The sequence below is a fragment of the Streptomyces sp. Ru71 genome (assembly GCF_002920535.1).
GTDB lineage: Bacteria > Actinomycetota > Actinomycetes > Streptomycetales > Streptomycetaceae > Streptomyces.
The window spans coordinates 32,717-59,583 of record NZ_PQSS01000002.1 but is presented as its reverse complement, the minus strand read 5'-3'; the positions used below and the strand labels follow the sequence as shown (position 1 = coordinate 59,583).

The following is a 26,867-nucleotide window of genomic DNA, read 5'->3' as shown; positions in this document are numbered from 1 at the left end:
CGTCCCCCCGCTCACTCCCCCTCCCCCGCTCACGCCCGCCCGCCGACGACCCGTGAAAGCTGAGGAAAGATGACCGCCCGATCGGCCCGAAATTCCGTCCCCGGACGGTGGATAGAGGACTGGGACCCGGAGAACGAGGAGTACTGGGAGCGCACCGGACGGCGCGTGGCCCGCCGCAACCTCACGCTGTCGGTCCTGTCCGAGCACATCGGCTTCTCGGTGTGGAGCCTGTGGTCCGTCCTGGTGCTGTTCCTCTCCCCGGACATCGGCTTCCACTTCTCCCCCGGCGAGAAGTTCCTGCTGGTGATCGTGCCCACGCTGGTCGGGGCGCTGCTGCGGCTCCCGTACAGCGCAGCGGTCGCCCGCTTCGGCGGACGCAACTGGACCGTCTTCGCCTCCGCCGTGCTGCTCATGCCCACCTCGCTGACCGCGATCTTCGTCCAGCGGCCCGGCACCCCGCTCTGGGCGTTCCTGCTGATCGGGGCCACGGCAGGGGTGGGCGGCGCGAACTTCGCCTCGTCGATGACCAACATCACCGCGTTCTACCCCCGCCGCCACCAGGGCTGGGCGCTGGGCCTGAACGCCGGCGGCGGCAACCTGGGCGTGGCCCTGGTCCAGCTGCTCGGCCTGCTGGTGATCGCGACGGTCGGGGACACCCATCCCGCGTACGTGGTGGGCTTCTATCTGCCGCTGATCGCGCTGGTGTCCGTCCTGGCGGCCCTGCGGATGGACAACGTGGCGACGGTGCGCACCGAACCCGGCGCGCAGCGGGAGGCGCTCGCCGACCCGCACACCTGGTGGATCTCGCTGCTGTACGTCGGCACCTTCGGCTCGTTCATCGGCTACGGCTTCGCCTTCGGCCTCGTACTGCAGACGGAGTTCGGCTCGACCCCGCTGCAGGCCGCGTCCGTCACCTTCCTCGGGCCGCTCCTCGGCTCCGTGGCCCGGCCGCTGGGCGGCAAGGCGGCCGACCGGTGGGGCGGGGCGCGGGTGACGCTGGCCTCCTTCGCCGGGCTCGCCCTGGGCACCGCGACCCTGCTCGCCGCCTCGGCCACCTCCTCCTACCCGCTGTTCGTCGCCGCGTTCACCTTCCTGTTCGTCCTCAGCGGCATCGGCAACGGCTCGACGTACAAGCTGATCCCCACCGTCTTCGCCCGCCAGGCCGAGGACGCCGTCACCTCCGGCCGGGACGCCGCCGAGGCCTTCGCCAGGGCGCGGCGCCTGTCCGGCGCGGTCATCGGGATCGCGGGAGCCGTCGGGGCGCTCGGCGGAGTCGCCATCAACGCCTCCTTCCGCGCCTCCTACAGCGGCCCGCACGGCACCATCGCCCCCGCCCTGTACACCTTCCTCGCCTTCTACGCCGTGTGCTCCGCGGTCACCTGGACCGTCTATCTGCGCCACGAGCGCCGCGCCGCCGACCTCACCCCGCTCTCGGTCCGCAGGGAGCCCGGCCGTGTCCGCTGACCGCCGCGCCGCCCCGCAGCGCACCGCCGACACGCAGCGCCCCGCCCCGCAGCCCACCGCCGACACGCACTGCCCGTACTGCGCCCTGCAGTGCGCCACCCGCCTGACCGCCGCGGCCGACGCGGTGACCGTCGCCCCCCGCGACTTCCCCGTCAACCAGGGCGGCCTGTGCCAGAAGGGCTGGACGGCCCCGGCGCTGCTCGGCACCCCGGACCGGCTGCGCACCCCGCTGGTGCGCGGCGCGGACGGCGAACTCGCCCCGGCCGACTGGGACACGGCGCTCGACCTGATCGCCGGCCGCCTGCGCGCCCTGCGCGAGCGGCACGGCCCGGACTCCGTGGCGGTGTTCGGCGGCGGCGGCCTCACCAACGAGAAGGCCTACACCCTGGGCAAGTTCGCCCGAACGGTGCTGCGCACCAGCCAGATCGACTACAACGGCCGGTTCTGCATGTCCTCGGCGGCGGCCGCCGCCAACGCCGCGTTCGGACTCGACCGGGGACTGCCCTTCCCGGTGACCGACCTCGGCGAGGCCGACGTGATCCTGCTCGCCGGCGCCAACCCGGCGGAGACGATGCCGCCGCTGATGCGGCACCTGACCCGCCGCGCCGAGCTGATCGTGATCGACCCGCGGCGCACCGCCACCGCCCAGCGCGCCGCCCTGCACCTGCAGCCCATGCCGGGCACCGACCTGGCGCTCGCGCTCGGCCTGCTGCACCTGGCGGTCGTCGAGGGATACGTGGACAAGCCCTACCTGGACGCCCGCACCAGCGGGTTCGACGAGGCGTGGGCGCAGGCCGTGACCTGGTGGCCGGAGCGGGTCGAGCAGGTCACCGGGGTGCCGGTGGACGAACAGCGCACTGCCGTACGGATGCTGGGCGAGGCGAGCAGGGCGTACATCCTCACCGGCCGGGGCGCCGAGCAGCACAGCAAGGGCACCGACACCGCAGCCGCCTTCATCAATCTCGCCCTCGCGCTCGGCCTGCCGGGCACCCCGGGCAGCGGCTACGGCTGCCTCACCGGGCAGGGCAACGGCCAGGGCGGCCGCGAACACGGCCAGAAGGCCGACCAGTTGCCCGGCTACCGGTCGATCACCGACCCGGCGGCGCGGGCACACCTCGCCGAGGTGTGGGGCGTGACCCCGGACAGCCTGCCGGGCCCCGGCCGCAGCGCCTACGAGCTGCTCGACGCCCTCGGCACCCCGGACGGACCGCGCGCGCTGCTCGTCTTCGGCGCCAATCCGGCGGTCTCCGCCCCGCACGCCGCCCATGTCACCCGGCGCCTGTCCGCCCTCGACCTGCTGGTCGTCGCCGACTTCGTGCCGTCCGAGACGGCCGCCCTCGCCGATGTGGTGCTGCCCGTCACCCAGTGGGCGGAGGAGGACGGAACGGTCACCAACCTGGAAGGCAGGGTGCTGCGCCGCCGCGCCGTCGTCGACGCGCCGGCCGGGGTCCGCACCGACCTGGAGGTCCTCAACGCCCTCGCGGTCCGCCTGGGCACGCCGGCCGAGCGCTTCCCGACCCGGCCGCGCGAGGTCTTCGACGAGCTGCGCCGCGCCTCGCGGGGCGGCCGTGCCGACTACTCGGGCATCTCCTACGACCGCCTCGAAGCGGGCGAGGCCCTGCACTGGCCCTGCCCCGAACGCGCGGCGGGCCAGGAGCGCCACCCGGGCACCCCGCGGCTCTTCCTCGACCGGTTCGCGCACCCCGACGGCCGCGCCCGCTTCGCCCCCGTCACCCACCGCGCGGCGGACGAGTCGCCGGAGGGCGAGTTCCCGCTGTTCGCGACGACCGGCCGGGTGCTGGCGCAGTACCAGTCCGGCGCGCAGACCCGCCGGGTGCCGGAGCTGATGGCGGCCGCCCCCGAGCCGTACGTGGAGATGCACCCGGACACCGCCCGGCGGGCCCGCCTCACCGACGGCGCCCTGGCCGAGGTGCGCTCGGCACGCGGCCGGACGCTGGCCCGGGTCAAGGTCACGGACACGGCCCGCCTCGACACCGTGTTCCTGCCCTTCCACTTCCCGGGCGCCGGGCGGGCGAACCTGATCACCAACCCGGCGCTCGACCCGGTGAGCCGGATGCCGGAGTTCAAGGTCAGCGCGGTCGCCGTGAGCCCGGGAACGGAGGAGCCGTCGTGACCGCCGTCGTCGTCATCGGCGCGGGCCCGGCCGCCCACCACCTCGCCGCACGCCTCGCCCACCACGGCCATCGCGGCACGGTCACCGTGCTCGGGGCCGAGCCGCGGCCCGCCTACCACCGCGCGCTGCTGGGCTCCGTCCTCGACGGCACGCTCGACGCCGACCGGCTCACCCTGCCGCCGCTGCCGCCCGGCGTGGCCCTGCACACCGGCGTCACGGTCACCCGCATCGACCGCCGGCAGCGCCGCGTCCGCACCGGCGACGGCCGCTGGTACCCGTACGACGTCCTGGTCCTGGCCACCGGCGCCCGCCCGGCCCTGCCCGACGTGCCGGGCCTGACCGAGGCGGGCTCCATGGCCGCCGGAGTGCGCACCCTGCGCACCGCCGACGACGTACGGCCGCTGCCACCCGGCTCGGTGACCGTGCTCGGCGGCGGGATGCTCGGCGTGGAGACGGCCTTCGCGCTGCGCCGCGCCGGACGCGACGTCGCCCTGGCGCACCCCGGCCCGCACGTCCTGGACGACTGGCTGGACGCGACGCCGGGCGAGCTGCTCACCGAGCGGCTGCGCGCCGCGGGCGTCACCGTCCACACCGGCGTGCGGGCCGTGCGCCGCACCGGCAGGACGCTGCTGCTCGACGACGGCCAGGTGCTGCCGGCCCGCCACCTCCTGGTGTGCACCGGCGTGGTGCCCGAGGCGGACCTCGCCCGGGCCGCCGGCCTGCGCGTCGAGCGCGGTGTCCTGGTCGACGACCGGCTGCGCACCAGCGACCCGCACGTGCACGCCATCGGCGACTGCGCCCAGCCCCCGGGACGGCCGCCGGCCACCCTCGGCTCCGCCTGGGACCAGGCCGACGCCCTCGCGGCCCTGCTCAGCGGCGCCGGCACCGCGCCGTACCGCCCGGTGCCGCGGCTGCTGCGCCCCCGTATCCACGGCACGGACCTGGCCTTCACCCCGCCCGCCCCGGTCACCGACGAGGACACCACGGTCTCCCTCTCGGACCCGGCCCGCGGCCGGTTCGCGCGCCTCGTCCTGCGCGGCAGGCGCGTCCGCTCCGCCGTGCTCATCGGCTACCCGAGGGCCATCGCCACCGTGGGGCGGCTCTACGAGCGTTCCGCCGAGGTCCCCGACGACCGGCTCGCCCTGCTCCTCGGCACCACCGGCGGATACGCCGCCGACGGCCCGCTGCCCGAGGACGCGGTGGTGTGCCACTGCAACAACGTCACCCACAGCGCCCTCGCCCACGCCTGGCACGAAGGCGCCCGCGAGCTGCCCGCCCTGGCCCGGCGCACCCGCGCCACCACGGGCTGCGGCAGCTGCACCTCCCAGGTGCAGTCCCTGTGCGCCCGGCTGCGCGACGACGACACGGCCACCGCAAGGAGCGATGCCGCATGACCCGCACTCTGGTGATCGCCGGACACGGCATGGCAGGACACCGGCTGGCCGAGGAGCTGCTCGCACGCGACAGCGCGGGCCACTGGCGGATCGTGATCCTCGCCGAGGAGGACCGTCCCGCCTACGACCGGGTCGCCCTGTCCACGCTGCTCGACGGCAAGAACCCCGAGGACCTGACCCTGGCAGGCCACGACTTCCTGACCCACCCGCGCGTCGACCTGCGCCTGCGCACCACCGTCACCGCGATCGACCGCGCCCGCACCACCGTGACCTGCCAGGACGGCACCGAGATCGGCTACGACGCCCTGGTGCTCGCCACCGGCTCCCGCCCGTTCGTCCCGCCCGTGCCGGGCGCCGGACTGCCCGGCACCTTCGTCTACCGCACGGTGGCGGACATCGACGCGATCCGTGCGGCGGCGAGCGACGCGGACCGGCCCGCCGTCGTGATCGGCGGCGGCCTGCTGGGCCTGGAGGCGGCGAACGGCCTGCGCTGTCTCGGCCTGCGCCCGCACGTGGTGGAGATGGCCCCGCGCCTGATGGCCCTGCAGATCGACGAGGGCGGCGCCCGCGTCCTGGCCCGCCTGATCGGCGAGCTGGGCGTGGCGGTGCACTGCTCGTCCGCCACGGCCGCGATCGAGGCGGGCCCCGACGGCAGGGTGAACGCCGTCCGCCTGGCCGACGGCACCGTGCTGGAGGCGTCCGCCGTGGTCTTCGCGGCCGGCGTGCGCCCCCGCGACGAACTGGCCGAGCCGGCCGGCCTGCCCCGCGGCGAACGCGGCGGCTTCCTCGTCGACGAGCTGTGCCGCACCGACGACGCCGCGATCTGGGCGATCGGCGAGTGCGCGGCGGTCACCGGCCGCACCTACGGCCTCGCCGCCCCCGGCTACCGCATGGCGGCAAGCGTCGCCGACCAGCTGACCGGCGGCAACGGCGACCCGTTCACGGGCGCGGACATGTCCACGAAGCTGAAGCTGATGGGCGTGGACGTGGCCTCCTTCGGCGACGCGTTCGCACACACGGAGGGCGCCATGGAATACGTGGCCCACGCCACGGCCACGAGGTACGCCAAGCTGGTCCTGGGCCCGGACGGACGCACGCTCCTGGGCGGAGTACTGGCAGGAGACGCCCGCGCCTACACCACCCTGCGCACCCTGACAGGCCGCCCCCTCACCGCCCCACCCGAGGACCTCCTCGCAGCGACGTGAACCACGCGAGCCGGGCCGTAGCGCAGTATCACGAGCCCGCTACACTGGCCCCGGTGGCGCGGCTCCCGAGCCGCAACACCAGGCGCTGCCGGATGCCGAAGGAACACGGTTCGTCCACGTTGGACCACGTTCCAGACGCACACACCGACAGCCCCGCCTTCGTAGCTCAGGGGATAGAGCACCGCTCTCCTAAAGCGGGTGTCGCAGGTTCGAATCCTGCCGGGGGCACCAGGGAAAAGGCCCCGGACCGATCTTGGTCCGGGGCCTTTGACATCTACTTTCTGACATCAACGCAGGTGATCGCCGGGCGCGAGTGAATTGCAGCAGATTCACTGACGACCTCTCAGCTTCTCCTTATCGCATCCAGGTTCCCCCTTGATGCATTTGGCCACTTCTCCCACATTTTTTGCGTATTTATCGGTAAAGTGATTAGACAGACCTATCCAGTCCGCCGGCGCTGCAGGCGGCGCAGCACACAGGGGATCACCGGGAGCGCAGATATCCAATGTCCGTCCGGCATAGTCGGGCGACACCTTGGGGATCCCCCCGGGAGTTCGACTCGGGTTACCGAAGAATACTACAGAACGAATTCTCAGCCCTATTGCTGAGGAGATCTTCGCGACAGGTGCAGCCCCGACCAGGGCCCCGCCGGTGTCACCACCAAGGGCATTCTGGACGACATTGGCACCCTGAGAGTAACCAATGAGGACGAATTGCTGGGTGGGTCCACACAGCTTTACTTTCTCCTCCATATGCGCGACAAGGGCGCGGTTGCCGTCCTGCACCGACCCAGGAAGGGTCAGGTTGGCAGGGTATTCCTCGGCAGATGGCTGCCACGTATTGGTCTTCAGAGGGGCCAGCTGCTTTTCCAAGGCAGGGGTCACCCAAGCTCCCGCAGTGAAGTCAAAGGTCCCAGGCATGTAGATTATTTCAACCTGTGAGCACTGCTGCTTCTTCAGTTCGATGACAACCCGGTCCACTTCCTCCTTTTTTTCTTGATACAGCTCCTTGTCATCCTGCTTCGAATTCCTGACAGCCTCCAGTGCGCGGACCAACCTCTTCACGGCCCTCTCTGCCGCCTCGTGCACCCCTGGCGATTTGCCAGGGCTTTGGATTATCTTTATCGCACCGGACATCGGCTCTACGGTCCTGCCAACTATGTCCCGCTTCTCACGTGGCATCTTAGGATCGTGGACCATCTCCAGCCAGTCGGTCACGGGTCCAATTATCTTCTCGATGTCGTGCCGGACCTGCGGTGGCGCCTTGGGGAATTCAATGATGACGATTCTTAGCTGTTCTACGATCGCCGCAATCCCACGCCAATCAAGTGAGTGGGCCTTCGGAGATTCAATGACGATGATTTTCAGCTGTTTAACTATCTTCGCGATCGTCTCCCGGTCGCGCGGTGTCGTATGCGGGTCTTGTATTATCTTCAGAGCCTGAGTAAGTGGCTCTATGGTCTTCTCTGCCACGTCCCGGACTTCGACTGATGTATTGGCGTTCGGGGCAATTATCTTCTTCAGTTCAGACGACGCCTGAGCCACATCTTCTTTCACGTCTGCCGGCACTTTCGTTTCATCCGCCAGCCCAATATCATCCAATTCTTTTGTCAGGGCCTTCAGCTTCCCTTGTGCCTTCTTCGTCTCCTCCAGCTTGATCTGCTTCTCCTCTTTTTTCTCCTGGGCAGATTCACGCGGAGGCGTGGGTGAGGAGGACGGAGACGACGACGGTGAAGCAGGAGCCTCCGACGATGGCGGCTTCGACGACGACTGCGGAGGCGGGGCGGACGACGACTGCGGGGGCGGCACGGACGACGACTGCGGGGGCGGCACGGACGACGACTGCGGGGGCGGGGCGGACGACGACTGTGGGGGCGGGGCGGACGACGACTGTGGGGGCGGGGCGGACGGCGACGGGGGCGGCTCCGGCGACGGGGGCGTGGTCTGAGCACGCGCTGAAGTGGCAGCTGCAGCGAAGGAGGGCGCGACCACAGCCCCGGTTACACCGGCCGGCAACGCGAGCATCGCAGCCAGGCAGGATGTGCCAACGAAACGGGGAGCATGTCGTCGTGAGGTTCGGGCCATGATTCTTCCAAGTGCCCTCGTGATGCACAGCTCGCTCGTGGATGGTGGCCAGTACGGCCTCCCGTTCGCGGTCACCGGAAGCCGGTTCTGCTGCACGCACGGTTTACTTCCTACACTTAACCCGTCCACTTCATCCCGCAAGGCGGGAGCCTAAACTCCGGTGTGCTCGACGGCCTGAGGGCACCAGACGTGGTGGCAAAGCACCGGGGCACCGTTGCCCGAAGCTTTGGCTGAAGGGCGCGGCGCGTGCTCGTAGTCCCCTGCCTTGAGCAGGTCCACCAGACGGTCGAGCCAGCCGACGAGCGCGGTGAAGTCGGCGTCGAGGAGTCCTGTGGACGGGTCGACTCGATGGAGTAGGGAAGGGCCGGAGTGCTCGGCCTCGACCCACAGGCGGTCCATGTCGCTGATCTCGTCATCGACCCAGATGAACGGCCGCCCGGCGGCCCAGTCGACGAGGTGGCGGGTTTTCCAGTGCAGCCCGCGTGGGCCCTCGTCGGCGATGACGTCCGGCCATGTCACCACGGGCAGCTTCGGCAGGCCGACGCGTGGGGCGACCGTGTCGTTCGCTTCGTCCAGCCATGTCGACGCCCACACGAGGTGGCAGTCCAGCGCGGTGAGCCGCCGCCCGGTCTCGGGGGTGAGCCGTGTCAGGAGCGGGTTTCCCTCGTCCCCGGGCATCGAGTTGCGTGGCGGACCGGACGAGGGGCCGAACGGGATCAGTGGTCCGTCCACGTCGAGGAAGAGGATGGTGCGCTCCACCGCGCTTGTCACCATCGCACGATAGCCCGGGAGCCACGGCCACGGACGAGGCCGGGGCTCCCCCGCAATGCTCGTGGCCTAGCGCGGTGGTACCGGGCGGTCGTACACGTTCGACGGGGTCACGATCTGGGTGATCGCCCGGGCGACCGGGGAGGACGGTTCCTGGCCGGCGTACGTGATGTCGGTGTTGAGCAGGAGGACCAGCGTCGCGTCCTGCGGGGGCAGGTAGACCGTTACCGTCTCGTAGCCGGGGATCGAGCCGTTGTGGCCGATCCAGCCGCCGCTGTCGAAGATGCCGAGGCCGTAGGTCGTGCCGGGGAAGCCGGTCGGGAGCATCTTCAGGCGTTCGTGCTGGGTCTGCGGGGTGAGCAGGGTTCCCGTGGCGAGGATCTTGGCCCAGCGGCGCAGGTCGTGCAGGTTGGAGATCATCGCGCCGGCCGTCCACGCCCAGCTGGGGTTCCAGTCGGTGGAGTCCACGACCTGGCCGGTCAGGGTCTGGTTGGTGTAGCCGCGGGCGTGCGGCTCGGGGTACTCGGAGCCCTCGGGGAACAGGGTGTCGAGCAGGCGGGCGGGGCGCAGCACCCGGTTGCGGATGAAGTCGGCGGCGCACTGGCCGCTGACCCTCTCGATCACCAGGCCCAGCAGGACGAGGTTGCTGTTGCAGTACTGGAACTGCGTGCCCGGCGCGAAGGTGTTGTCGTGCTTGAAGCCGTAACCGAGCACCTGCCACGGGGTGAAGGTGCGGTACGGGTCGCTCAGCAGGTCGTGGATGAAGTCCGGGTCGGAGGTGTACGGGAACAGGCCGCTGCGCATCTCGGCGAGGTGGCGCAGGGTGATCCGGCGGCCGTTCGGCACGCCCTCGACGTAGGTGTCGATCGGGTCGTCCAGGTGGATCCGGCGGTCGTCGACCAGTTTGAGCAGCGCGGTCACCGTGAAGGTCTTCGTGACGCTGCCGATCCGGTTGAAGACGTCCGTGGTCATCGGCCTGCCGGTGGTCAGGTCGGCGACCCCGGTCGCGCGGACGTACGTGCCCTGGCGCGGGATCCACAGGCCGACGACGAGACCCGGGATGCCCACCTGCCGGCGCACGTTCTCGATGGCCTCGTCCAGCCGGGCGGTCAGCTCCGGGCCCAGGCCGTGCGGCGGGCAGTGATCCCGGTCGGCGCAGTCGCCGTCGGCGGCGGAAGCCGTGGCGGGGCCGGCTGTCATCGGGGTCAGGGCCGATGCCACGAGCGCCGTGGTGAACAGACGTCGGGAGGGGGTGTGTCGCATCTCAGGGCGCCTCTTCCGGTCGGGGCTGAGAAGCAAACGGCACCATCCGGGGAACGGGGAGATGTTCTGCTGCCGCGTGCCGACTTCGCGAGTCCACTCGTTCGGACCCGCGTGACTTCCGCGATGCCGTACGGCCGACACCTGCGGTCGCTACGATGCGCGCCGGGGTCGCGCCCTGGTGGCGCGGAAACGTTTCCGGAGGGGGATCACCTGTGTTCGTGCTGTCCGTTCTGCTGCTCATAGCGGCCGTGGTGCTGTTTCTCGTCGGCCGCGCACGCGACGAAAACGGCTGGAAGCTCGGGGCCGCGCTCAGCGTCGTCGCGGGGCTGCTGGCCGGTGCGTTCGCGTGTGTCCACGTGGTGAGCGCCTACGAGGTCGGCGTCCCGGTGACCTTCGGGAAGATCGGTACGCCGCTGAGGTCCGGCGTCCACTTCAAGTCGCCGTTCACCGACGTCACGTCGTTCTCCACGCGCCCCGTCGACCTCGACCTCAACGGCAAGGACGTCGTCGAGGTCCGCTCCTCGCAGGGCGGCGTGCTGTACGCGGACGTCACCATCAAGTGGGCCGTGGTCCCGGCGAAGGCGGTCGAGCTGTACCGGCTGGCGGACAGCGAGGACGCCGTCGAGCAGCGGCTGGTGCTGCCGGACAGCCGCGAGATCATTCGCAACGTCTTCGCCAAGCACACCAGCGAGGAGGGGTACGCCTCCGCCCGGGAGCAGATCGGCGCCGAGATCGCCGAGCTCGTCAAGCAGCGGCTGGCGCCTCGCGGGATCGACGTCACCAACGTCAACCTGCGCAATGTGAAGCCGTCGGACAAGCTGCAGGACCAGATCGACAAGAAGATCCAGCAGGAGCAGGCCACCGAGCGGGCCACCGAGGCGGCGCGCACGGCCAAGGCGGAGGCGGAGCGCAAGCGGATCGAGGCGGAGGGCATCGCCGCCGCCAACAAGATCCTCGAACGGTCCCTGAGCGACAAGGTGCTCTACAACCAGTGCCTGGAGGCCTACAAGGAGGCCGCGAAGACCAACCCTGTGTACGCGGTCCCGTGCGGCACGGACGCGAACGGCACACCGGTCATCGTGGACGGCAGCAAGAGGTGACGAATGCGGCCGGCTACGGGGCTCAGCCCTCCGGTAGCGCGGTCGGTGGTGGAGGTGGTGGCCGGGGTCGCCCCCGGGCCCCCTCATCCGTACCCCGGGAATTTAGCCTTGCGGGACCCCGGGGGGCGGAGAATAGTGGGTCATGTATCGCCTGGGCGTCGCTGAGCTGCGGGTTTTCGGCGGCCTGGTTCTGGTGGTCGTCGCCCTGAAAAGGTCATATCCGTGAGGGCGGGGAAAAGCACCGCTCTTTTGTTGGCGCATTCCGGCGCCGGGGACGCCCGGCCGAGGAGGTGCGCCATGCGCAGATCAGCAGTCTCGGTCGCCATGGCGGCGACCCTGTCCATCCCGGCGTTCGTCGCGATGCCCGCGGACGCGGATGCGGATGCGGGTACGGTGACGAGCGACAGCAAGGCGACCGGGCAGTGCAAAGTGCCTGGTAAGGTGCACCACCCCTGGGTGGACTGCGGGCACCTCAACGTCGGTCCCGCCGAGGTGCTGTCGATACAGGTCTCGCCGTTCTGGCAGGTCACGAAGGCCACCTTCGATGTCAGGACCAGTGAAGGGGAAAAGCTCGCCTTCAGCACCGTCGACGCGAAGACAGGCAAGCCCAAGGATGTGTGGGCCAATCCCTCGACGTCCATCGTGACCGTGCACATAAAAGCCAGTTCCGAGAAGAAGGGATTTCTCCAGGCGAAGTACCGGACACGCATCTCGGCCACCTCCACCGTGCCCTTCAAGTGCAAGATCGCCATAGATCCCCTGAATTGCGGAACGGTGAAGGTTGCCGACCGGGAAACCGTCTGGGTGAAGCTGGCGAGCAACAGCCCCGTCACCGTCGCCGACTTCGATGCGCAACGGAACGCCGAGGGTTACGGTCTGCTCGACCAGGCCCTCGCCGTCAACGCCCACGGAGCGGCGAAGCCGGTGTGGACGAACGACACCGGCAAGACCGTGCTGGCGTACATGAGGGTCTCCGCGGTCGCCCCGCTCGCGGAGAACGAGAACCCGATGGTGTTCGGCTCCTACTTCACCAGGCCCGGGGAGCCGGAGGAGGCGCCCTGACGGCTCGCGTCGGACAGGGTCGGCCTCGCCAGGAACGTCGTGACCGCCAAGGACGCCGTGGCCATCAGCGTCATCGCCACGGGGACGGCGGTGAGTTGGGCCAGCGTGCCCGCCAGCGTCGCGCTCGCGCCCTGGAGGGTGATCATGCCCGCCGAGTGCAGGCCCAGGGCGTGGCCGCTGAGTTCGTCGGGGGTGTGGGCCATCAGGCGTTCCTGCTGGAGCAGGCTCGCGCCGAAGCCGATGGAGGCCACGGTGACCAGTGCGGCCGACGCCCACAGCGGCGGGTGCAGGGCGAACACCGCGTAGGGGGCCGCCAACAGCACCAGTAGCGGGGTGATCAGGCGGGGGCGCACGGTGGGCGGCAGAAGGCGGCCTGCCGTCACGTCGCCGATCAGCATGCCCAGCGCCGCGCAGGCGAACAGCGCGCCCGCGGCGCCGGGGGCGTAGGAGACGTAGAGGGATTCGCAGCCCACGATCAGGCCGTTGGGGAACCAGAGGCCGAGGTAGGTGAGGCGGCGAGGGCGGGAGGACCACAGAATGCGGTTCGTGCGCCAGGTGGCGCGGATCGACGCACGGCCCTCGGTGCGGGGCGGCCGGGCCGTCAGGCCCCAGCGTGTCGTCACGGCCGACAGCAGGTAGAGCCCCGCCGACAGCAGGAGGGTCGTGCGCGGCGTCAGGAACGTCAGCAGCGCGCCGCCCAGCCCGTAGCCCGTGATCTGCGTCAGGCCGCTGAGCATGTTGAACACCGAGCGGCCCAGCAGATAGCCGTCCTTGGTCAGGATCTGGTTCAGCAGGCCCCAGCGGACGCCGCCGCCGAGGGAGGCCACCAGGCCCTGCACGAGGATCACCGGGAACACCGACCAGATGGGCAGTGCGGGGATCGCCAGCGCCGCCGTGCCCGCGGCGAAGGTGAGGGAGATCGCCGTCAGGGCCCGTCTCGGGGGGAGGCGGTCCGCGCCGGACAGGAACAGGGTGGCGCCCAGGACCTGGGCCAGGGACGGGCCGAACATGCTCAGCGCCGACAGCAGCGGTGAGTCGGTCGCCCGGTAGACCAGGGTCGCCAGCGCCAGGCCGCCCGTGGTCTGGGCGGCGGTCAGGGCCGCCGAGGAGAGGAAGAGCGGGGTGAACTCGGGTGTCCGGAACAGGTCGCCGTAGCTGCGCATGGCCCACACCGTCCGGCATGCCGCGCGGCGGTCGTACTCTTTCGCGCAGACGCGAAAGGTCGGTGGGGGCATGGGGTGGTGGCAGGTCAACGCGGACACCCTCGCCGGGAGCCGGTTCGTGATCTCACCGCTCGCCGAGGTCTTCGCCTCGCTCAAGCTGCTGCACTCGGCGAACGGTTCCCATCCCGGGGAGCAGCAGTGGCTGCGCGCGCATCTGCCCGCCTACCGGGCCCTGCTCGCCCGCGATCCGGTGACCGCGCTGCTGGTGCGGGCCGGGCTCGGGCGGGAGTGGATCGCCGACTTCCTCACCCCGGTGCCGTACGACGGTGAGGGCCTCCAGGACGCGGTCGCGCGGGTGCGCGCGGTCGGGGGCGCGCAGGCGCGGGCGCATCTGCGCCGGTCCCTCGCCGGGGCCCTGCCCGCCGAGCTGGAGCGGGACGATCTGCCCGAGCGGGCGGCCGCGCTGCTGGAGTGGGTGTGGCAGGAGACCGTACGGCCGTACTGGGAGCGGCGCCGGCAGGTGCTGGAGGCCGATGTGGTCGCGCGGACGGCGCAGGTCAGCCGGGGCGGCTGGGCGGCCGTACTGGACTCGCTGCGGCCGGGGACGCGATGGCTGGGCGACAACCGGTTCCAGGTCAACGCGCACGAGTATCCGCCGCGGGAGATCGCCGGCGCGGAGCTGGTGTTCGTGCCGGTCACTCCGCGCACCGGGTGGGTGAGCTGGGAGGACGGGCGGCGGTACGCCGTCGTCTATCCGTGTGTGGGGGCGCTGGCCGGGGACGGCGGGCCGCGGGTGCCGGCGAGCCTCGGCGCGCTGCTGGGGGCGGGGCGGGCGGCGGTGCTCGCGCTGCTCGGCTCGCCGATGAGCACGACCCAGCTGGTCGCCGTCACCGGGCAGGGGCTCGGGTCCGTCGGACGGCATCTGCGGGTGCTGCGGGACGCCGGGCTGGTGCGGGGGCGCAGGGCGGGGCGGTCGGTGCTGTACTCGCGGACGGCGGCGGGCGACGTGCTCGTGGAGGCCGCGGGGGCGTCCGGAGGCGCCCTCCTGCCGCTCACCCCGCCCCGTTAGGCTCCGCTCATGACTACTGACGCCTCCTCTCCCCTCGACGTCGAGATCGGCTCGCTCACCGGTGGGCCCGCCGACCTGAAGAGCTACGCCGGGCAGGTCGTGCTCGTCGTGAACGTCGCCTCCAAGTGCGGCCTGACCCCGCAGTACACCGGACTGGAGAAGCTGCACGAGCGGTACGCCGAGCGCGGTTTCACGGTGCTCGGCGTACCGTGCAACCAGTTCCTCGGGCAGGAGCCGGGCAGCGCCGAGGAGATCGCCGAGTTCTGCTCGGCGACGTACGGCGTGACCTTCCCGATGACCGAGAAGGTCGAGGTCAACGGGGCGGGCCGGCACCCGCTGTACGAGCGGCTCGTCGGCTTCGCGGACGCGGAGGGGCACAGCGGGGACATCCGCTGGAACTTCGAGAAGTTCCTGATCGGGCGGGACGGCGCGGTCGTCGCCCGGTTCTCGCCGCAGACCGAGCCGGAGGCGGACGCGGTCGTCGCCGCCGTCGAGAAGGCGCTCGGCTAGCCGGCGGTTGACCTTGCCCCTGGGGCAAGGAGCAGCGTTCCCGTTGCCGGGCGGACCGCGCCCGGTGACGGAGGATGCTCTGGTGGACGACGAACTGCTCACGATCGGCGCGTTCGCCGCGCGGGCCCGGCTCTCGCCGAAGGCCCTGCGGCTGTACGACCGGCTCGGGCTGCTGCGTCCGGCGCACGTCGACGAGGTGAGCGGCTACCGCTACTACCGCGCCGCTCAGATCGACCGCGCCCGCACGGTGGCGCTGCTGCGGCAGCTGGACATGCCGCTCGCGATGATCTCCGAGGTGGTCGCGGCCGCCGAGAGCGACGGGCGTGCGGCGGCCGACCGGCTCGGCGCGTACTGGGCCGTTGTCGAGGCGCGGATCGCGCAGCAGCGCACGCTCGCCGAGTTCCTCCGTGGACGACTGTCCGGAAGGGGCTTCGAGATGTACGGCAGGTTCGTGGTGGAGACGGTCGAGGTGCCGGCCCAGGTGGTGATCAGCGAGAAGCGGCACACGCTCGCGGACGAGCTGCCCGCGTGGATCGGGGCGTCGTTGGGCCGGCTGGAGGCCGCGGCCCGGGAGTGCGGGGGGATCGTGGGGGCGCCGTTCGTCGTCTACCACTCCGAGGTGTCCATGGAGAGCGACGGTCCGGCCGAGTCCTGCGTGCCCGTCGCCGACGAGGCCGCGGCCCGGGTGTGGGCGGCGGAGAAGGGGCGGGCCTGGGAGACGACGGTGCGGGTGGAGCCGGCGCGGCGGCTGGCGTACACGCGGATCAGCAAGGCGCAGGTCGCGCACCCGCAGATCCTCGCCGCCTTCGAAGCGGTGGAGGCGTGGATGAAGGAGCGGGGGCTGGAGTACGGCGGCCCGTGCCGGGAGGTCTACTTCGCCGACTGGGAGGCTGCCGGGCCCGAGGACCCGGTGTGCGATGTGGCCTTCCCGGTCACTTAGGCCGTCCGAAAGGGCCTAGCGCCGAGGGGAAAGCCGAGCCCTCTCGGCAAGGACGGCGAGCTCGTCGAGAGGGCTCTGTACGGGGTGCTTCCGTGATGCGGGGACTGCGGGTCTCAGGAAGACCCTCCCCTCAGGACTTGACCGAGGCGACGAAGGCGGACCACGCCTCGGCCGGGAAGGACAGGATCGGGCCCTCGGGGACCTTGGAGTCCCGTACGGCCATGGCCGCCACGAGCGGCGACTTGATCTCGACGCACGCGCCGTTGCCCGTGGAGTACGAGGACTTGGTCCACGTGTCCGTGGCGCCCTGACGAATTGCCATTTCTGCTCCGTATTGCCTGAGAAGGTTGCTCGATTCACGCCAACCTTGTTGCTGGCTTGGCGTGATCGACGCTACTCGCCCCCCTCGGCTTCCGAAGCGGCCATTCACTCGTTGGATGGCATATTCCAGAGGAGACTTCCGTCCCGGCCGTTGACTGGTGTACCGTGCGGCATTTCCCACGGCCGGGCGGCCTTCCGGCGGGTCAGCGGGCGTACTCCTTGGCGATCCGCGAGATGTACTGCAGCGACTGGTCCACGTTCAGCGCCTGCGCCCGCAAGTGCTCGTACATCATGGCGTACTTGTGCACGTCGTTCGGCTTCTCCAGGTACAGGTCGCTGGTCACGCCCTCGATGTAGACCACGCTGGAGTCCGCCGCGTCCGGGAACTCCAGGATGGCGTACTGGCCGTTGAGGCCCGGGTGGGCGCCCATGTCGAACGGGATGACCTGCACGGTGACGTGCGGCAGCTGCGACTGCTCGACCAGGTACTCCAGTTGGTCGCGCATCACGGACTCGTTGCCGACGACCCGGCGCAGCGCCGCCTCGTCCAGCACCGCCCACAGCCGCAGCGGGTTGTCCGGCGCGGTGATTCGTTCCTGCCGGCGCATCCGCACCTGGACGCGTTTCTCGATGTCGCTCTGGGCGGTCTCCGGCAGCGCGCCCGCGATGAGCGACTCGGCGTACTGCCGGGTCTGCAGCAGACCGGGCACCACCTGCGGGTCGTACACCCGAAGGCTCGCCGCGTCCGTCTCCAGGCCGATGTAGACGCTGTACGGGATGTCGCCGAAGGTGTGCCACCAGCCCTGCTGGCGGGAGTCCTTGGCCATCTGCATCAGCGAATCGACGACCCGCTGGTCCTCGACCTCGTAGACGCTGCACAGGTCGCGCACATCGCGCTGGCTGATGCTGCGCCGGCCGTTCTCCAGGCGGCTGATCTTCGACTGGGAGACGAGGAGCCGCTCGGCGACCTCCTCGGCCGTCATGCCCTTGAGCTCGCGGAGCCTGCGCAGCTCCTGGCCCAGCCGGCGCCGCCTGACAGTGGGATTGACATTGGACGCCACGGGACGTGCACCTCCGGCTGCGTGCCTGTTGCTTGCAACTTTGCGTATCTGCTGTTGAGCAGACTGCCACCAAGGTGCTTTCTACCGCTGCCGAATGGGGGATATGCGGCGGTGCCGTTGCCGGTGCGCCCCGGACATGCGTCCGCGCGGGACGGCCCGGCCGCGCCCCTGAGGGCATACGGCCGGGCCGCCCCGCGCGGAACGCGCGGCTCCCGGACGGGTCCTTGTGGTGACGCCGGTGCTCGGTGCGCACGGCGTCCTGTGGGTCCGGTGCCCGGTGAGCGAGGTGCTCGACGAGTCCGGTGCCCGGTGAGTCCGGTGCTCAGTGGGCCACGGCGCGTGCCATGGGTCCCCGGTGCGGCTGCGCCGGAACGCCACGAGCGGGTTCCGCGGCGGCCCGGGCCGCACCCGCCTGCCGGCCGGGGGCGGCCCCGCGGCGCGGCTGTGCCGCCACGCCGTTCTGCACGTCCATGACGGCGTGCGCCACCAGCCCGCCCATCGGGTCGTGCCGGATCAGGTCCCGCAACCGGGAACGGGACGAACGGCCCTCGTTGCCCGGGTACAGGTGCTTGCCGAGACCGACCGCGTGGGCCAGGGCGGCGAGCGCCGCGGTCCGCGGGTCCGGCGGCACGCCGGTGCGGATCGCCGAATCCAGCCGGGCCCTGATCTCCCGGCTGATCTCGTTGTCCGTCGCCTGGTAGCGCGTCGTCGGCAGCACTCCGCACATCTGGCCCTCGACGGCATGCACCATGCCGCACCGTTCCAGATGCGAGAGGTAGGTCTGGCGGAGCCCGAGACGCGGCCCGCCGATCCAGTGGACGGCACGCACCGGAGCGCCGCGCCTTCGCAGCAACTCCAACGCGCAGTCCAGAGTCGGATCTCCTGTCGGCCGTGGTACCACCACGGCGATACGATCCCCGTCCGGGGCTATCCGTCCGGCCAGCGCCAGCTCCACTAGCTGTGCTCCGGCCAGACCCAGGTCGAGCGACTGCGGCTGTGCAGTGGTACCCGTGGCCGGGTCCAGTGCCAGCAGCAGAAGCTCCTCCGGAAGTGTTCTGCGGCTCCTGCCCATCCATGCCTCCCCGCGTGGATGAATGACAGGGTGACCCCTCTCACATTGGTCTGTCGAGGGTGCGTGACCTGTTTGTGAGGGAACCGGCAGGTATGTCGTTCTCGTCCTACGCAGGAGTCGGGCCCTCACACAGGACACTGGTACATGGTTCGGACAGTGCCGTGGGGCGGTGTCCCGGGCGGCGGTTCACGGTTTCGGCAGGCGCACGGAGGGTGTGCGGCGGCGTATGGAGGAGGCATCGGTGGCGGGCGAGTCCCCCGACAGGTCGAAGCAGCGCGAGTCGTCGGCGGAACCGACGCCGGGGAACGCGGCACCGGTTCCCGAGGCCAGGGCTGAACGTTCCGGCGACGCGGCGGCGGGGGGCCGGGACCCTCGGCTGGCGATGAGCCGGGAGACCGAGAGCCGGGAGACCGACGGGGGCCGTGGGGGCGTGGACACCGCCACCCGGGTGCTGTCGGTACGGGATCTGGAGGAGTCCGAGCAGGGCGAGGGCGACGGGCGTGCCGACGGCGGTTCCGGGGACGGTTCCGACGGCGGTTCCCGGGAGGGCGCGGACGGCGAGCCCCAGGGCGCGACGCAGGCCGACGCCGCGGACGCCGATGACGCGGAGGATGCCCGCGAGGACGCGGAGGACGCCCGCGAGGACGCCGGGGACGACGAGGAGGCCGGTGAGGACACCGCCGCCGACTCCGACTCCGACGCCGAGGGGGACGCCCGGCTGCGTGAGGCCGTGGCGGCCTGGGTGAGGTCCCCGAAGGACGCCGGCGCGTCGGCCGGGGGTGCGGAGGGTCCCGGGGGTTCCGAGGGCTCGGAGGCCGCCGAGAGCGACGCCAGCCCCGAGGACGCCCAGGACGCCGAGGACGCCCAGGACGCCGACAGCGAGCCTCGTACGGCCGACGAGGAGGCGGAGGCCGCCACGGACGCCGACGGCCCCCAGGACGCCCCCGAGGACGCCCAGCCGGCCGACGAGGACGCCGACGCCGGCAAGAAAACCGCCCCCAAGGGCGGCGACCAGCCCACCACCATGCTCAAGATCGGCGACCTGGCGAAGGCGCGCGGCGGCAAGGGCGCGGGCAAGGGCGGTGTCGACCAGCCGACCACCATGCTCAAGCTGGGCGACGCCAAGCCGAAGCCCGCCGAGCCCAAGCCCGCCGAGCCCAAGCCCGCCGAGCCCAAGCCCGCCGAGGACGCCAAGCCGGACTCCGCATCGGACGCCAAGCGGGACGCCAAGCCGCAGCCCAAGGCCGACGCCAAGCCGGACCCCGCCCAGGACACCCCCTCGGACGCCAAGCGGGACGCCAAGCCGCAGCCCAAGGCCGACGCCAAGCAGGACGCCAAGCCGAAGCCCCAGCCGCGTCCCGAGTCCGACTCCGAGCGGACCAGCAAGTTCGTCGCGCTCAAGCCGCTCGACGACCCGTCCACCCGCAAGCCCCCGCGCCCCGCGACGGCCGCGTCGAGCGAGGCCACCACCGCGCTGCGCCGCGTCACCCCGCCCGCCAAGCCCACCCCGGCCGGCGCCGGGACCACGGCCCCCACGGACCCGAAGCCGGCCGCCAAGGCCGCCCCCGCGCCCGCCGAGGCCACCGCCGCCATCCCCCAGGTCGGCCCGGAGCGCACCACGCAGCAGCCGCTGCCGCCGAAGCCGCCGCTGGACCTGCTGGCGGAGCTGACGAACACCCCACCGCCCCCGCAGACCCCGCTGCGCACGGTGGTGCGCCGGGTGAAGATCTGGACGCCGCTGGTGATCCTGCTGGTGATCGTCTTTGCGGTCGTGCAGGCGGTGCGGCCGCTGCCGACACCCACCCTGGTGCTGACCGCGGCGGACAGCCACACGTTCGCCGGCGACAAGGTGAAGCTGCCGTGGTCCGACGAGGGCCAGGGCTGGGTGGACGTCGACGGCATCGGCACGATGGACCAGTTCGGCCGGCAGACGCCCGTGCCGATCGGCTCGGTCGCCAAGACGATGACCGCGTACATCATCCTGCGCGACCACCCGCTGAAGGTGGGCGAGGGCGGCCCGAAGATCGAGATCGACGCACTGGCGGAGAAGGAGGGCGGCTACAGCAACGACGGCGAGTCGACGCTGAACACCGTCAAGGCCGGTGACCAGCTCACCGAGCAGCAGGCCCTGTCGGCCATCATGATCCCCTCCGCCAACAACATCGCCCGGCTGCTCGCGCGCTGGGACGCGGGCTCGGAGGCGGCGTTCGTCAAGAAGATGAACGACACCGCCAAGGAGCTCGGGATGACGAACACGACGTACACGGACCCCTCGGGCCTGAAGGAGACCACCGTCTCCACGGCCCGTGACCAGGTCACGCTCGGCCGCGCGGTGGTGAAGAACCCGGCGCTGGTGGACATCACCAGCAAGGCCAGCTGGACCGACCCGTCCGGCAAGTACCACGACAACTACAACGAGCTGCCGTACAAGATCGGGGCGATCGGCATCAAGACCGGCAGCACCACCGCCGCCGGCGGCAACCTGCTCTTCGCCTCCCGCAGGACGGTCGGGGGCAAGACCGTCACCATCGTCGGCGCGGTCCTCGGCCAGCAGAAGCCGACCATCCTCAAGACGGTCAACACGGTCAGCAAGACCGCGCTGCTCGCCGCACAGGACGCGCTGACCTCGGCGAAGATCCTGAAGAAGGGCGACGTCGTCGGATACGTGGACGACCAGCTGGGCGGTCACACCCCCGTGGTGCTCACGCAGGACGTCACGGCGGTCGGCTGGGCCGGCCTGAAGGTGAAGCTGTCGTTCGCCGCGGACACCCTGCCGCACACGGCGAAGGCCGGGACGAAGGTCGGCACGCTCACCGTGGGTGACGGGACCAGCGGTGCGCTGAAGGTGCCGGTCGCCCTCCAGCAGGACCTGACCGAGCCGGCCTTCGCGGACAAGCTGACCCGGCTGGCCTGACGTCCGGGGGCCGCGCGCCGCGGCCCCTGCCGGTCACGCCCCCGCACCCCGTCGGCGGAGCACCACCAGGGCTCCCCGGCGGGGTGCGTGCTAGCGTCGCGAGACGGGACGGGTCGCCGATCGTGACCGAGAACAGAAGACGGGAACTGGGAGTGCCTACAGGTGGCCACTGCGGAGCCGACACGCGCCGACGACACGGGGACGGGATCGAGTACCGGCCCTCGAATAGCGCTGCCTGAAACCGGCACCCGACCCGGCACCGGACCCGGCCCGTCCGGCTCCTCCGACGGCGGCGCGGGCCGCCCGGCCCGCTTCCGGGCCGCCTTCCTCGCCCTGCGGGAGCGGCTGCTGCGCCACCCGGTGCTGTCCGTCACCGCGCTCGCGGGCGTCCTGCACATCGTCTGGTTCTTCACCTTCGCGAACAGCGGCGGCGATCTCGCGGCGCAGGACGCGTGGGCGGAGTTCGTCGGCCGGCACCCCGACTCGGCGTACAACCTGGCCTGGTACGGCGGTATGCACCCGGTGTCGTACAGCGTGGTGTCGCCGTATCTGATGTCGGTCCTCGGGGTCCGTACAACGATGATGATCGCCGGCACGGTCTCGGCGGGGCTGCTGACGCTGATCCTGATCCGCAGCCGAGCGGTGCGCAATCCGCTGTGGGCGGCGATGGCCGGGGTGTTCGCCCTGATCTGCAACGCCATCTCGGGACGGGTCACCTTCGGGCTGGGCACGATGTTCGCGCTGGGCGCGGTCGCGGCCGTCTTCTGCTGGCCGTACCGCTGGCGCTACAAACGGTGGGCGAAGGCGCTGTGCGCGGCGCCGCTGGCCGCGCTCGCCACGATGGCCTCGCCGGTGGCGGGGCTGTTCGTGGGTCTGGTGGCGGTCGCGCTGTTCCTGCAGAAGCGGCGGCCGGGCGCCTGGGCGCTGGGGCTCGCCCCGACGGCGGTGGTGGCGGTCTCGGCGTGGCTGTTCCCGTTCTCCGGTACGCAGCCGATGTCGTTCGGCTCGGCGTCCCTGCCGCTGCTGTACTCGGCACTGGTCTTCGTCCTGTCCCCGCGCCGCTGGAAGACGGTGCGGGTCACGGCGGCCGTGTACGGGCTCGCGGTGCTGCTGGTGTGGCTGATCAGCTCGCAGATCGGCTCCAACATCACCCGGCTGGCGATGCTGTTCGCCGGTGCGACGCTGGTGGCGGCGCTGCCGTTCACCGTGCGGAAGTCCTGGCGCTGGTACACGGCGGTGCTGGCGCTGGCCGGGTTCGCCGGCTGGATCGGCTTCAAGACGGTCGACGACATCGTCCACACCGCCCCGGCCGCCAACTGGTCGCGTGAGCTGGCCCCGCTGGTGAACCAGCTGCAGCAGGTGGGCGCGGAGAAGGGGCGGGTGGAGGTCGTCCCGGCCCGCTCGCACCGCGAGGCCTCCGCGCTCGCGCCGTACGTGAACCTGGCCCGGGGCTGGAACCGCCAGGCCGACATGGAACGCAACCCTCTCTTCTACGACGACACGCTCAACTCGGCGAACTACCACGAGTGGCTCCAGCGCTGGGCGGTGCACTACGTGGTCGTGCCCAAGGACGAGCCGGACGGCGACGGCGGACAGCGGGAGCGGGAACTGGTGCGGCGCGGGCTGCCGTATCTGCGGCAGATCTGGGGCGACGCCCAGTGGCAGCTGTTCAAGGTCACCGACCCGGCGCCGCTCGCCGAGCCGAACGCGGTCGTGCTGCGCGCCGAGCAGGGTGAGATGACCATCCAGGTCAGCGAGCCGGGGCCGATCCTGGTGCGCATCCCCTACTCGCCGTGGCTGAGCATCGTCGACGCCGAGGGCAAGAGCCTGAAGGCCCCGCAGGAGACGGACGCCTCCAAGCACCGCCCCGAGGGCACGCCGAAGACGTACGACAACGTGAACGGCTGTCTGACGCAGACGGAGGAGGACGCCGACGGCGACCGGTGGACCGTGCTGCTGGCGCCGAAGGCGGGCACCTACCGGCTGGCGGCGCCCTACCAGCTGCCGCGTGGCACGCCCTGCCCGGACGAGCTGAAGCAGAGCGCGAAGACGCGGTAGGGGCCGCGAACCGCTCCGACACTCCGTCAGGTCAGGTGCGGGGCAGGGATGACATGGGCAGGTCTTTACACTTTCCTGCCGAATTGACAACCCTCCGGATGACCTGGTTTCGTGGGATTTGAGAGCTATATCACCCACGAAGGAGTGACCTCGGCGCCGATCGGTGCGCGCCCACCTCCTTCGACAAGTCGTCCTCGCACTCGTGTGGTGCGCCCGCGCGTGGCGAACGAGGCCGATTCAGCACCGAGGCCCACCCCAGGGGAAAGAATGGGCACAGCTGCGACCGGACCAGAGCCCAGGCGGGCGCTGCCACGGTTTCGGGAATCCTTCTCGCGCCTCGCCGGCAGAGTCGACCTGCCGCTTCTGGGCATCATCGCCCTGGCCGCGGTGCTGCGCCTGGTGCAACTGCAACGCATCGGCCTGCGTGGCGACGAGGCCGTCTACGTCGGCCAGGCCGGCGTACTGGCCGGTGCCCATGACCTCGACCGCTACTTCATCCTGATCAGCCGCGGGAACTCCAACTTCCTGCTGTACCAGGAAATGCTCTCGGTCGTGTTCCGGGTGTTCGGTGTCGGGGACGTGCCGGGCCGTGTTCTCTCCGCCATATTCAGCACACTCACCGTGCCCGTCATCTACTGGATAGCTCTGACGTTCTTCGGCCGGCGCAGCGCGCTGCTCGCGGCACTCATGTTCACCGTCAGCGGCTACTCCGTGTACCTGGGCCGGCTCGCCCTGCTGGACTCCACGCTCGCCTTCTTCTTCACCCTGACCATTCTCTGCGCGGTCAGGCTCGTGCACACCGAGCGCCCCGGATGGCTGTACGCGATGGCCGCCGCGGGCGTTCTGACCGTCCAGGCCAAGGTCACCGGCGGGCTCGCGCTGGTGGTGGCGGTCGTCTACGTCGCCCTCGCCGGGCATGTGCGCAAGCTCGCCACACCCCGCCATCTGCTGCTCACCCTGCTCGCCGCGGTGGTGGCCTGCGTGCCCGTGTTCGTCCAACTCGCGCAGAACTGGGGCACCTTCAGCCAGTTCCTGGGATCGAGCCTGCGGCGCAACAGCGCCGTTCCCTGGTACTACTACGAGAAGTTGCTGTACTCCTACGACGGCCCGATCGTGGTGGCGTTGTGGGTGGCGGGGATCGTCCTCGCCCTCTACCGCCGGACTCGCGGCGACCTGCTGTTGCTGCTGTGGGCCCTGGCGGTGTTCTTCTTCTACTCGCTCTATCCGCTGAAGGGCTTCAACTACCTTGTCCCGATGATTCCGGCGGTGTCGATCCTCGCCGGCCGGGCACTGGCCTCGGCGTCGTACGCGCTGCGGCGGCCTCAACTCCGGCGGTGGACCCCGGCCGTTCTCGCGCTCGCGGTGTTCGTGGCGGCCATCCCGAACATCAGGGACTCCTTCGAGGACAGGTCCTATCCCGGCCTGCGGGAAGCCGCCAAGTGGATCGGGACGCAGTCCCCGAAGGACGCGGGTGTGATGGTCCTGTCCCAGGGCTCGGCGCAGTACATCTTCGCCTATTACGCGCACCGCGATTCCTATCCGTTCGGGCGCTTCAACCTCGCGACCATCCTGCCGGGCGGAGAAGTCGTCCCGGCGTCCGCTCCGAAGGGAGGCGCACGGACACCGCGGGACTGGGTGACCGAGTGGCCGAACCGGCTGATCGCGGACGGGGCGGTGACCTACCTCGTCTACTACACCCCGTGGGAGGACGACCCGCCCACGGAGGACCAGGTGACCCGCACGGCCACCCAACACCGCCTGCAGATGCTCGTCGAGCACTACCACGGGCAGTTGGTCCACGTCGAATACCGCCACCACGAGGCGCGGACCTGGATCTACCGGCTGACCACCCGCCACCCCCGGCCGGCCATCGCCCTCAGGACCAGCGGGCCGAGGGTGACCGTGGCGGGCAGCGGCTTCATGGCGAACTCGCCGGTCACCGTGACGTACAACGGAAAGGTCGTCGCGCGCGGCCGTACCGACGTGGACGGCGCGGCGTCCGTCACGCTCGCCATCCCGCCGCGGACCCGTCCCCGGTCCCTGCTCGTCATGACGGACTCGGGCGGCCGGTACGCCTCGCAGGTGTTCCCCAAGCCGTCCATCTCCTACCGGGCGAGCGGTGGGCAGGCGCAGGTCAGTGGCCAGGGCTTCGAACCGAACAGCCCGGTCACGGCGGCCTACCACGGTGCCGTCGTGGCCCGGGCGAAGGCGGACGGATCGGGGAAGGTCACGCTGTCGTTCCCCGTCCCCGCGCGCGTCCGACCGACATGGCGGCTGGAGGTCTCGGACCAGGTGGGCAACTACGCCGAGCAGACGTTGGCGGTACGGCGATGAGGAAGCACGAGGAGCCGGCGACACGCCGCCGCGGTGCGGAGGACCCCCAGGTCGAGGCGTTCGGCCGCCGGTTCAGCCGCCGGCAGCTGACCGTCGCCGGTGCCGTCGTCCTCGTGGCCGTCGTCGCGGTCCTGGTCGCTCTGCTCGTCCCGCGCTCGGAGCATCGGGGCACCGCCGCGGGGGCGCCGAGCTGGAGCGGGGCGGGCGTCGCCTGCCGGAGCGATCCGCTCACGCACGTCCACAACCCCAAGCGGCTGCGGGTCGTCGCCGACTGCGCGACCGTCAGCGGGGTCGTGCGGAAGGTGCAGTACCGTCCGAACGACGGCAACACGCACCTGACGGTCGCGGTGGACGAGAAGTACCAGCCCTATCTGCGCTCGGCCAACAAGGGCCTGCTCAACGTCGAGGTGGTCCCGCCCGACGAGCCGCACGTGATCATTCCCCCGCCGGGCAAGCACGCGACGTTCTACGGTGCGTGGGTCCTCGACCGCAACCAGCGACATGCCGCCGAGCTGCACCCCGCCTGGCGGATCGTGCCCGACGGAGTCCCCGCCGCGCGGGCGACACCGAAGCCGGTGAGCAGCCCCGGCAAGCTCTCCGTCACGGTGGACCTGCCGGCGGCCGTCGCGGTCGGGGAGCCGTTCCGGGCCGTGGTGAACACCCGGACGACGACCGGGACGAGGACGGTCCCGGCGAGCCAGGTGCACGTCTTCGCCGAGATCACGAACGCCTCGGGCAAGGGGGTCGGCTGGAAGGCCGCCTCGACGAACACGCTCGGCTCCACCAGCATGAACTTCGTCGCTCTGCACGCGCCGGGTGCGTTCGTCGTGCACTTCTACGCCACCAAGGACGGGCAGTCGGCTGTCGTCGCCAAGTCGCTCATCATCAAACGGCGATGAGCAGGGCCGCCGGTCACGGGTGGGGACCCGATGACCGGCGGCCGGTGGTGTC

At 71.1% G+C, this 26,867-nt stretch carries 21 protein-coding genes and 1 tRNA gene; 15 read left to right on the top strand and 7 right to left on the bottom strand.

The annotated features are described in order from the left end of the window. Window positions 1-69 precede the first annotated feature (69 nt). From C3489_RS01520 to C3489_RS01500, 5 genes are all read left to right on the top strand, one after another. On the top strand, window positions 70-1,464 hold the full coding sequence (locus C3489_RS01520; protein WP_103778985.1) for a NarK/NasA family nitrate transporter: 1,395 nt from the start codon (window positions 70-72) through the stop codon (window positions 1,462-1,464). Next, complete coding sequence (locus C3489_RS01515; RefSeq protein WP_103778983.1) at window positions 1,454-3,598, top strand: molybdopterin oxidoreductase family protein; 2,145 nt, start codon at window positions 1,454-1,456, stop codon at window positions 3,596-3,598. The genes C3489_RS01520 and C3489_RS01515 overlap by 11 nt, the downstream gene beginning before the upstream one ends. Beyond that, window positions 3,595-4,992 (top strand): FAD-dependent oxidoreductase, encoded by a 1,398-nt coding sequence (locus C3489_RS01510; protein WP_103778981.1) that lies wholly within the window; start codon window positions 3,595-3,597, stop codon window positions 4,990-4,992. The genes C3489_RS01515 and C3489_RS01510 overlap by 4 nt, the downstream gene beginning before the upstream one ends. Beyond that, window positions 4,989-6,197 carry an NAD(P)/FAD-dependent oxidoreductase gene (locus C3489_RS01505; RefSeq protein WP_103778979.1) on the top strand — a complete coding sequence of 403 codons (1,209 nt, stop codon included), beginning with the start codon at window positions 4,989-4,991 and terminating at the stop codon, window positions 6,195-6,197. The genes C3489_RS01510 and C3489_RS01505 overlap by 4 nt, the downstream gene beginning before the upstream one ends. 155 nt (window positions 6,198-6,352) lie before the next feature. After that, a tRNA-Arg gene (locus C3489_RS01500) sits at window positions 6,353-6,428 on the top strand. A gap of 98 nt (window positions 6,429-6,526) precedes the next feature. Here C3489_RS01500 and C3489_RS01495 read toward each other — a convergent pair. Continuing rightward, window positions 6,527-7,765: a cutinase family protein gene (locus C3489_RS01495; protein ID WP_146075260.1), complete on the bottom strand. Its 1,239-nt coding sequence runs from the start codon at window positions 7,763-7,765 to the stop codon at window positions 6,527-6,529. A gap of 133 nt (window positions 7,766-7,898) precedes the next feature. Between C3489_RS01495 and C3489_RS01490 the strand changes: the two genes are divergently transcribed. Further along, complete coding sequence (locus tag C3489_RS01490) at window positions 7,899-8,144, top strand: hypothetical protein (protein ID WP_103778975.1); 246 nt, start codon at window positions 7,899-7,901, stop codon at window positions 8,142-8,144. A 287-nt stretch (window positions 8,145-8,431) separates the two neighbouring features. On the opposite strand, the gene C3489_RS01485 is transcribed toward C3489_RS01490, so the two are convergent. Both C3489_RS01485 and C3489_RS01480 read right to left on the bottom strand, forming a co-directional pair. Then, entirely contained in the window at window positions 8,432-9,052 is a 621-nt protein-coding gene (locus C3489_RS01485) for an HAD domain-containing protein (RefSeq protein ID WP_181139456.1), read from the bottom strand. 66 nt (window positions 9,053-9,118) lie between these two features. Continuing rightward, window positions 9,119-10,312: a serine hydrolase gene (locus tag C3489_RS01480; RefSeq protein WP_103778973.1), complete on the bottom strand. Its 1,194-nt coding sequence runs from the start codon at window positions 10,310-10,312 to the stop codon at window positions 9,119-9,121. 218 nt (window positions 10,313-10,530) lie between these two features. On the opposite strand from C3489_RS01480, the gene C3489_RS01475 reads away from it, so the two are divergent. Continuing rightward, entirely contained in the window at window positions 10,531-11,412 is an 882-nt protein-coding gene (locus C3489_RS01475) for a prohibitin family protein (RefSeq protein WP_258054524.1), read from the top strand. 297 nt (window positions 11,413-11,709) lie between these two features. After that, the gene (locus C3489_RS01470; RefSeq protein WP_146075259.1) at window positions 11,710-12,474 is read left to right on the top strand and encodes a hypothetical protein; all 765 of its coding nucleotides are present in this window, start codon (window positions 11,710-11,712) and stop codon (window positions 12,472-12,474) included. On the opposite strand, the gene C3489_RS01465 is transcribed toward C3489_RS01470, so the two are convergent. After that, entirely contained in the window at window positions 12,435-13,637 is a 1,203-nt protein-coding gene (locus tag C3489_RS01465; protein WP_103778967.1) for an MFS transporter, read from the bottom strand. The genes C3489_RS01470 and C3489_RS01465 overlap by 40 nt on opposite strands. A 70-nt stretch (window positions 13,638-13,707) precedes the next feature. On the opposite strand from C3489_RS01465, the gene C3489_RS01460 reads away from it, so the two are divergent. From C3489_RS01460 to C3489_RS01450, 3 genes are all read left to right on the top strand, one after another. Then, complete coding sequence (locus C3489_RS01460; RefSeq protein WP_103778965.1) at window positions 13,708-14,706, top strand: helix-turn-helix domain-containing protein; 999 nt, start codon at window positions 13,708-13,710, stop codon at window positions 14,704-14,706. Between the two features lie 9 nt (window positions 14,707-14,715). After that, complete coding sequence (locus C3489_RS01455) at window positions 14,716-15,216, top strand: glutathione peroxidase (RefSeq protein ID WP_103778963.1); 501 nt, start codon at window positions 14,716-14,718, stop codon at window positions 15,214-15,216. 64 nt (window positions 15,217-15,280) lie between these two features. Continuing rightward, complete coding sequence (locus tag C3489_RS01450) at window positions 15,281-16,156, top strand: MerR family transcriptional regulator (protein ID WP_103778961.1); 876 nt, start codon at window positions 15,281-15,283, stop codon at window positions 16,154-16,156. 130 nt (window positions 16,157-16,286) lie between these two features. Here the strand turns inward: C3489_RS01450 and C3489_RS01445 are convergent, their stop codons facing one another. From C3489_RS01445 to C3489_RS01435, 3 genes are all read right to left on the bottom strand, one after another. Next, window positions 16,287-16,478, bottom strand: a complete 192-nt coding sequence (locus C3489_RS01445; RefSeq protein WP_103778959.1) for a DUF397 domain-containing protein — start codon at window positions 16,476-16,478, stop codon at window positions 16,287-16,289. A gap of 202 nt (window positions 16,479-16,680) precedes the next feature. Then, window positions 16,681-17,538, bottom strand: a complete 858-nt coding sequence (locus tag C3489_RS01440; RefSeq protein WP_103778957.1) for a helix-turn-helix transcriptional regulator — start codon at window positions 17,536-17,538, stop codon at window positions 16,681-16,683. A 322-nt stretch (window positions 17,539-17,860) separates the two neighbouring features. Beyond that, window positions 17,861-18,610 carry a GPP34 family phosphoprotein gene (locus C3489_RS01435; RefSeq protein WP_103778955.1) on the bottom strand — a complete coding sequence of 250 codons (750 nt, stop codon included), beginning with the start codon at window positions 18,608-18,610 and terminating at the stop codon, window positions 17,861-17,863. Between the two features lie 382 nt (window positions 18,611-18,992). Here C3489_RS01435 and C3489_RS01430 point away from each other — a divergent pair, with 382 nt between their 5' ends. From C3489_RS01430 to C3489_RS01415, 4 genes are all read left to right on the top strand, one after another. Continuing rightward, window positions 18,993-21,524, top strand: coding sequence for a D-alanyl-D-alanine carboxypeptidase (locus tag C3489_RS01430; RefSeq protein WP_374936710.1), 2,532 nt, complete (start codon window positions 18,993-18,995; stop codon window positions 21,522-21,524). 162 nt (window positions 21,525-21,686) lie between these two features. Next, a complete protein-coding gene (locus tag C3489_RS01425) occupies window positions 21,687-23,582 on the top strand; it encodes a hypothetical protein (RefSeq protein WP_103778951.1) in 1,896 nt (631 codons plus the stop codon). A gap of 267 nt (window positions 23,583-23,849) precedes the next feature. Further along, window positions 23,850-25,916, top strand: coding sequence for a glycosyltransferase family 39 protein (locus C3489_RS01420; protein ID WP_103778949.1), 2,067 nt, complete (start codon window positions 23,850-23,852; stop codon window positions 25,914-25,916). After that, complete coding sequence (locus tag C3489_RS01415) at window positions 25,913-26,815, top strand: hypothetical protein (RefSeq protein WP_103778947.1); 903 nt, start codon at window positions 25,913-25,915, stop codon at window positions 26,813-26,815. Before C3489_RS01420 ends, C3489_RS01415 begins: the two co-directional genes overlap by 4 nt. The last annotated feature ends 52 nt before the right edge of the window (window positions 26,816-26,867 follow it).